8 protein-coding genes are annotated in these 7,171 nt (G+C 59.1%); 2 read left to right on the forward strand and 6 right to left on the reverse strand.

Annotation, left to right across the window (positions count from 1 at the left end; all coding sequences use genetic code 11):
- Both ACILQA_RS08615 and ACILQA_RS08620 read right to left on the reverse strand, forming a co-directional pair.
- Positions 1 to 1,582: amidohydrolase (locus ACILQA_RS08615; protein WP_395629332.1), on the reverse strand; the 1,582-nt coding region annotated here is incomplete at its 3' end.
- The gene (locus ACILQA_RS08620) at positions 1,579 to 2,448 is read right to left on the reverse strand and encodes an NAD(P)-dependent oxidoreductase (protein WP_324477855.1); all 870 of its coding nucleotides are present in this window, start codon (positions 2,446 to 2,448) and stop codon (positions 1,579 to 1,581) included. The genes ACILQA_RS08615 and ACILQA_RS08620, both read right to left, overlap by 4 nt.
- 56 nt (positions 2,449 to 2,504) lie before the next feature.
- Between ACILQA_RS08620 and ACILQA_RS08625 the strand changes: the two genes are divergently transcribed.
- Together ACILQA_RS08625 and ACILQA_RS08630 are read left to right on the forward strand one after the other, a co-directional pair.
- The gene (locus ACILQA_RS08625; protein ID WP_395629333.1) at positions 2,505 to 3,725 is read left to right on the forward strand and encodes a threonine ammonia-lyase; all 1,221 of its coding nucleotides are present in this window, start codon (positions 2,505 to 2,507) and stop codon (positions 3,723 to 3,725) included.
- Positions 3,726 to 3,829: 104 nt separating this feature from the next.
- Positions 3,830 to 4,576 (forward strand): arginyltransferase, encoded by a 747-nt coding sequence (locus tag ACILQA_RS08630; RefSeq protein ID WP_395629334.1) that lies wholly within the window; start codon positions 3,830 to 3,832, stop codon positions 4,574 to 4,576.
- A 6-nt stretch (positions 4,577 to 4,582) separates the two neighbouring features.
- Here the strand turns inward: ACILQA_RS08630 and ACILQA_RS08635 are convergent, their stop codons facing one another.
- The 4 genes from ACILQA_RS08635 to ACILQA_RS08650 form a co-directional block, all read right to left on the reverse strand.
- Positions 4,583 to 5,959, reverse strand: coding sequence for a pyridoxal phosphate-dependent decarboxylase family protein (locus ACILQA_RS08635; protein ID WP_395629335.1), 1,377 nt, complete (start codon positions 5,957 to 5,959; stop codon positions 4,583 to 4,585).
- A 116-nt stretch (positions 5,960 to 6,075) separates the two neighbouring features.
- Positions 6,076 to 6,558, reverse strand: a complete 483-nt coding sequence (locus tag ACILQA_RS08640; RefSeq protein WP_395629336.1) for a GAF domain-containing protein — start codon at positions 6,556 to 6,558, stop codon at positions 6,076 to 6,078.
- 12 nt (positions 6,559 to 6,570) lie between these two features.
- Complete coding sequence (gene arfB / locus ACILQA_RS08645; protein ID WP_395629337.1) at positions 6,571 to 6,972, reverse strand: alternative ribosome rescue aminoacyl-tRNA hydrolase ArfB; 402 nt, start codon at positions 6,970 to 6,972, stop codon at positions 6,571 to 6,573.
- A 22-nt stretch (positions 6,973 to 6,994) separates the two neighbouring features.
- On the reverse strand, positions 6,995 to 7,156 hold the full coding sequence (locus tag ACILQA_RS08650; protein WP_395629338.1) for a hypothetical protein: 162 nt from the start codon (positions 7,154 to 7,156) through the stop codon (positions 6,995 to 6,997).
- Between the last annotated feature and the right edge of the window lie 15 nt (positions 7,157 to 7,171).

Consider the following 7,171-nt stretch of genomic DNA (forward strand, 5'->3'; position numbering starts at 1 on the left):
GCAGTTCGCGCGGGCTTGCAAGCAATGGGTCGACATCAATCAATATGAAGTCGGCATAATGCCCCGGGGTTAACGAACCAAATTTGCCTTCGGCAAAGGCCGCGTAAGCAGCGCCGGTGGTAAAGCCAGCAAGCGCCTGTTCGCGCGACACGCGGTCTTCGGGCCGCCAGCCGCCAAAGGGTTGGCCAGCCGCATCTTCACGCGTCATGGCCGCTGCCAATCCGGCGAAGGGATCGGCGGACTCAACGGGTACGTCCGAACCGAACGCCAGCTTGCCGCCAGCGCGCGCGATGGACTGCCACGCATAAGCGCCTTTCAAACGCTCTTGGCCAAGCCGCGCCTCGGCCATCAACCGGTCTGATGTCTGGTGCACCGGCTGCATCGACGAAATGATGCCATGTTTGCCAAGCTTTTGCAGATCAGCGGGGTCGACAATTTGGACATGTTCAATCCGCCAGCGCATATCGCCTGTATATGTTCCAGACAGTTCCTCGATCGCGCTAATAACTTCGGCATTCGCCGCATCGCCAATCGCGTGCACGGCGGTCTGAAACCCGTCCATCGACGCCCGCACCATCAGGTTGCGGATTTCGGCGCTGGCCAGAAACTGAAGGCCAGTCTGCCCAGGCGCGTCAGAATAAGGTTTCTTCAGCCAAGCACCCCGGCTGCCCAAGGCGCCATCAAGATACAGCTTCACACCGCCCAGCCGCAATTTGTCGTTGTACAACCAAGGGCTTGGCGCAGGGCCCGCAATGGCGACCATATTGTCGATGCCACCGGCATAGGCAAATATCCGGACGGTCAGCCATCCCGCATCGCCTGCACGGCGATAGCTTTGCCAATCGTCGATCGACGTGCCCATGTCGGCAATCGATGTGATGCCCAGACTGTGCAGTTTCTTTTGTGCCTCGCCCAAGGCGACATCGCGTTCCGACGGTTTGGGTGCGGGCACGAATTTGCCCACCAGATCGGCGGCGGAATCGACAAAGATACCGCTGGGTTTTCCGCCAGCCAGCTCGATACGCCCGCCCGGCGGTGATTTGGATGCAGCGGTGACGCCTGCAATTTCCATCGCTTTGCTGTTGGCCCATCCGGCGTGCCCGTCGACGCGCTCCAGCCATACAGGCCGATCGCCAACGGCTGCGTCTAAATCTTGCGCGGTTGGGAAACGGCCAAGGCCCCATTTTTCCTGATTCCAACCCCGACCGATAATCCAGCGGCGTTCGGGATATTTCGCGGCATAGGCCTTTATCGCGGCTTGCGCTTCGGCCAGGCTATTGGTTTCCGACAAATCGAGCGTCAGCAATTGAAAGCCAAGCCCCATCACATGGCCATGCGCATCAATCAGTCCGGGCAACAAGGTTGCGCCGCGCCCATCGAGGCGGAAATCGAGTTGCTTGGGAAGCCTGTCTTTCTTGGTCAGCAGCTCCGTGACCTTGCCATCTTTGCCCACCAGCATCGCGTTGAACCGGATGACCTTGCCGTCCTGATCAAGCGTGATGCCGTTGACATTCTCGACCAGTCCGTCGGCAAATGCGGGTGTGGCAAGCGCGAGAAAGGCGAACGCAAAAAACCTTTTCATCCCTTGGGCAGCCTTTTCACAATCGCACTGGTGTCAAGACGGCCGCCGCCCATATGTTGCACATCAGCGTAAAATTGATCGATGATCGCGGTAATTGGCAAGGTTGCGCCAACGGCACGCGCCTCTTCGAAAGCGAGACCCAAGTCCTTGCGCATCCAGTCAACGGCAAAGCCAAAGTCGAACTTGTCCTCGGCCATTGTGGCCCAGCGATTGTCCATTTGCCAGCTTTGCGCTGCGCCGCCCGATATGGCTTCGTAGACTTTTTCAACGTCAAGCTCCGCCGATTGCGCGAAACGCATCGCTTCGGACAGGGACTGGATGATACCGGCAAAGGCGATTTGGTTGCACATTTTGGTGATCTGACCCGTGCCGGGGCCGCCCACATGGACAACGCGCTTGGCATAAGGCGCCATGATCGGGCGCGCGGCCTCAACAGCCGCTTCGCTGCCGCCGCACATAATTGACAAGGTTCCGTTTTCCGCGCCGGCCTGTCCGCCGGTCACGGGCGCATCGACGACCAACAGGCCGCGTGACTTGGCCTCTACGCCAAGCTGACGGGCTATCCGTGCGGAGACCGTTGTATGATCAATGTACAGGCTGCCCTTCGCCATCGCGGCAAATGCACCATCGCGGCCAAGCGTAACGCCCGCAAGGTCATCGTCCGTGCCGACGCAGCTGATGACGACCTCTGCATCCTTGGCGGCATCCGCTGGCGACAGCGCAAGCGTTCCGCCATAGGTCGCAACCCAGTTCTCGGCCTTGGCCCGCGAACGGTTATACACCGTCAGATCATGCCCTGCCTGTTTAAGATGCCGTGCCATTGGGCCGCCCATGACGCCCAGTCCGATAAAAGCTATTCTAGTCATAGGTAGGTCTTAATGTTTGTTTTCACTTAACGCCAGATGCGTTAGGGGCGCTTTCTATGTCTGACCAACTGACCCTTGAACATGTCCGCGCGGCCCATGCCCGGATCCGTGACTCCATCGTGGCGACGCAAACGCTGCACAGCCAGACTTTGTCCAAGCTGACCGGTGCAAATATTTATCTGAAGTTCGAAAACCATCAGTTCACAGCAGCCTACAAGGAACGCGGTGCGCTGAACGCGATCCTGCTGCTCACCGAAGAACAGCGTAGCAAAGGCGTTATCGCGGCATCGGCGGGGAACCACGCGCAAGGTTTGAGCTATCATGGCACGCGTCTGGGCATTCCTGTGACCATCGTCATGCCCGTACCGACCCCGACGGTGAAGGTGATGCAGACCGAAAGCGTTGGCGGCAAGGTCGTGCTGCATGGCGAGACTTTTGATGATGCCTACAAACATGCCCGCTTGCTTGAGGCGGAACAGGGCCTGACATTCGTTCATCCTTTCGATGACCCTGATGTTGCCGCAGGGCAGGGGACAGTCGCGCTTGAAATGCTCGAGAGCATTCCATCGCTGGATATGCTTGTCGTGCCCATTGGTGGAGGCGGCTTGCTGTCGGGCATGGGCACGGCGGCGCGCGCATTGAAGCCGGACATTGGCCTGATTGGTGTGCAGGCGGAACTATATCCGTCGATGTACGCGCTGCTCAATGATATGCAGATGCCATGCGAAGGTGACACGCTGGCGGAAGGCATTGCGGTTAAAATCCCCGGATCGTTCACCAGCGAAGTCATTCGCGGGCTTGTCGACGAAATCGTCTTGGTTAGCGAGGCGGATCTTGAAACCGCCGTCAGCTTGCTGCTGCAGATTGAAAAAACCGTGGTCGAAGGTGCTGGCGCGGCGGGTCTTGCCGCCGTCATGGCCCATCCGGAGAAATTCAAGGGCAAGAATGTCGGGATCGTATTGTGTGGCGGTAATATCGACACGCGCCTGCTGGCGAACGTCCTGCTGCGTGACCTTGCGCGGTCCGGACGCCTTGCGCGCTTGCGCCTGACGCTTCAGGACCGCCCCGGCGCGTTGTTCAAAGTCATGCGTTTGTTCAACGAACATAACGTCAACATCATCGAAATTTATCACCAGCGTATTTTTACGACGCTACCCGCCAAGGGCTTGATTACCGACATCGAATGCGAAGCGCGCGATGCGGAGCAATTGCAGGGTCTTGTCGATGGTCTGGACGCCGCAGGTTACAAGGTCGAGCGGGTCGAGCTCAACAAATAGTCCGGAACGACAGAATCATGGTTAATTCGCTTTTCAGCGGCTGGGGACCTGTGCATAAAAGGTAAAGAACGTCTTAACAGCCCCAGCACAAGAGCGGAGAGAATATGAGCGCACCAGTCCGTTTTCCCCGGTTTTTTGTGACCACCCCGGGGCCTTGTCCATATTTGCCCGGCAAGACCGAGCGCAAGGTTTTTACGGAGCTGAACGGCAACCACGCGGACGAACTGAACGAAGCGCTGGGCCGCATCGGGTTTCGCCGCAGCCAGAATGTTGCATACCGGCCAAGCTGCCTTGATTGTAAGGCCTGTGTGTCGGTTCGCGTGCGCACCGATGAATTCCGGCCCAACGCCACGCAGCGCAAAATATTGCGGCGCAATGCCGATCTGGTGGTCAGCGCCTGCCGCCCATGGTCGACATCGGAACAATATGATCTGCTCCGCCGCTATCTGGCGGCCCGCCATCCCGAAGGCGGCATGGCGAATATGGATGATATGGATTATGCCGACATGGTCGAACAATCGCCGGTTCAAAGCCATGTGGTGGAATATCGCACGCCTACAACTTTTGGTCGGCTGGGCGAATTGGTGGGCGCGTGCCTGACCGATCAGCAAAGCGACGGCGTGTCGATGATCTACAGCTTTTACAATCCCGACATCGAAGATCGCGGCGGCCTTGGCAATTTCATCATCATGGACCACATCCTGCGCGCACAGGCGGCTGGCCTGCCTTATGTGTATCTTGGCTATTGGGTAAAAGGCGCCGCACGGATGCAGTATAAAACGCGTTACCAGCCATTGGAACGCCTTGGCCCGGACGGCTGGGAATTGTTTGATCTAGACGCGGTAGGCTGAAAATAGTCACCGAAGGCTAGATATTGCCTCACTTGCTGCAGCCACGGTCCTTGCGACGTCGTCGGCGCTCGTATTCCAGCCACAGACGCTGATCCGCATAACACGTTCGCCGTCCCAGCTGCCACCGCTCAGGAAAGCTTCGCCACTGGCATTGATCGCGGCGATCACCGCGTCGCTGATATTCGAACCGTCTTTTGCGTCGAACCGTATCAGGCCCTGGTTCATCGTCGGGCGTGCGATGCCCGTGGCGCCTTGTAAGCGCACGATCCCGTCATAGATTGCGGCGGCATGGTCGCAGCATCGTTCGATCATCTCCGATAGGCCGTCACGGCCGAGCTCCATCAAAGCCGCCAGTGCTGGCAAAGCCCGGGCGCGACGCGACCATTCCGGTGTGAAGTCCATAGGATCGCGTACGTCGCCGCCACTGGTCAGATATGCGGCCGTCATGCGCATCGCCGCACTGTGCGCATTTGGATGGCGGGTAATTGCCATGCCGCAGTCATAGGGTGTGTTCAGCCATTTATGCCCATCGGTGGCCCAGCTATCCGCCATCTCCACTCCGGCGACGAGCGGCGCCAGACGTGGGCTGGCATTGGCCCAAAGACCGAAGGCACCGTCGACATGAACCCAAGCCCCTGCGGCTTGTGCAATCGGGCATAAAGTTGCGAAATCATCGCAAGCGCCAATGTTGAGATCACCCGCATTGAGAACCACGATCGTCGGCGCGTCCGGTGCTTCTGCGAGCGCCGCGCGCAGTACCTCTGGCGACACCAGACCTGGCTTGTCTCCGTCCAAGGGCACGATACAATCACTGCCCAGCCCGAGCAGACGCAACGCCCGCGTAACCGACGAATGGTGATGGCGGTTGGCCAGCACGCGGATAACAGGCGCGCCCTGAAGCCCCTGCGCCTCAACATCCCAGCCCTTTTGCGCGAGCACGGCATGACGCGCGGCAGCCAGCGCCGTCGTATGTGCCATCTGGCATCCGGTGACAAAGGCGTAGCTGGCATCGGCTGGCAGACGGAGCGCGTCTAACAGAAATCGGCCCGCCACCTCCTCAAGAACAGCACCGGCGGGACTGGTCGATGCAAGCACGGCATTTTGGTCCCATGCAGAACACATGATGTCCGTCGCAAGCGCGGCCGGCAGCGCGCCGCCTTTTACCCATGCAAAGAAACGCCCACCGACATTGCCTGTTAACCCTGGGTCCGCAGCCGCTGCAATTGCGCGGACCACATCATTCGCTGGAATTCCGCGCTCGGGGAACTGTGCTGGCAAAGGCAACCGCATGTCAGCGGGCGTTCCGCGCGACGCCACTGGCCGTGTGTCGAGAGACGCCAAGTAGCGGCGGGCTTCAGCAAAGGCGATGTCGAGTGTGTCCATCTCAGTCTCGTAAAATATCCTTCAGATCGAGTCTATGTCGTTATCCATTAAGGCTTGAGGCGCGGACCATTTTGGCGACCCTGCTCCCATCGATGACGTTTAATGCGGCACCGCGCTTAAATGCGGTCTGCGATAACAGCGACGAGCGATTGGATCCCCAGCGCATCATCATGGTCGAACCGACCGCGCGAGGGGCTGTCGAGGTCAACCACCGCGATCACTTGGCCATTGCGCATCACGGGCACAACAAGTTCGGACGCGCTGTTGGCGTCGCATGCGATATGCCCGGGAAAGGCGTGCACATCTTCGACCAATTGCGTCTCGCCCGTTTGCGCCGCAGCGCCGCATACGCCGCGGCCAAAGGGAATGCGGATACAGGCTGCCTTGCCCTGAAACGGGCCAAGAACGAGCTCTCCGTCCACCACGCGGTAAAAGCCGGTCCAATTCACATCGGGCAGGAATTCCCACAATAGCGCGGCGATATTCGACATGTTGGCAACGCCGTCCGTCTCTCCGCTAGTCAATGCATCGGCGGACTTAACCAGTTCGCGGTACATGTCCGATTTCGGGGCGTTCGTATCAATGGCAAATTCGTACATATATCCATCCTATCAGTCGAAGCTGACCTTGCCACGGTTTTTCTTGACCGTTGACCGGCCCTTTTTGGCATCCACGCGCCGTGCCTTTGCGGCCTTGCTGGGTTTGGTGGCGACGCGGCGTGCCTGCCGTATGTGCGCGCGGTCGATGAGTTCGATGACGCGGGCGCGGGCATCTGCGCGGTTGGCTTCGCGGGTTCGGTGGCTGCGGGCGGTGACGATCAACTCACCGTTTATCGTCATCTTGCTGCCCGCCAGTATCTTCAACTGCCGGAATGCATAAGGCTGCAAACCCAGCGCAAAGACATCGACCCGCAACTGGCACGCGGTTGCAACTTTGTTGACATTCTGCCCACCCGGACCGGTGGAGGCCAGGAAGGTTTCTTCAAGCAAGTCTTCGGGAAGGTCAAAGGCCATGACCCGCCCATAGCGCGTCAGGCTATGCGCTGTCGACCATCACCAGTTCGGCATCCTCAATGGCTTCAATGTGCAGCACACCAGCGCCTTTGATCGCGATACCGTCGCGTGCACCATATTCAACACCGGCGATGCGGATGCGGCCCGTTGCCGGAACCAGATAGGCATGGTTGCCTGCGGCCAATGTATATTCCGCCGT

This window comes from Sphingorhabdus sp. (assembly GCF_044239005.1).
Taxonomy (GTDB): domain Bacteria; phylum Pseudomonadota; class Alphaproteobacteria; order Sphingomonadales; family Sphingomonadaceae; genus Sphingorhabdus_B.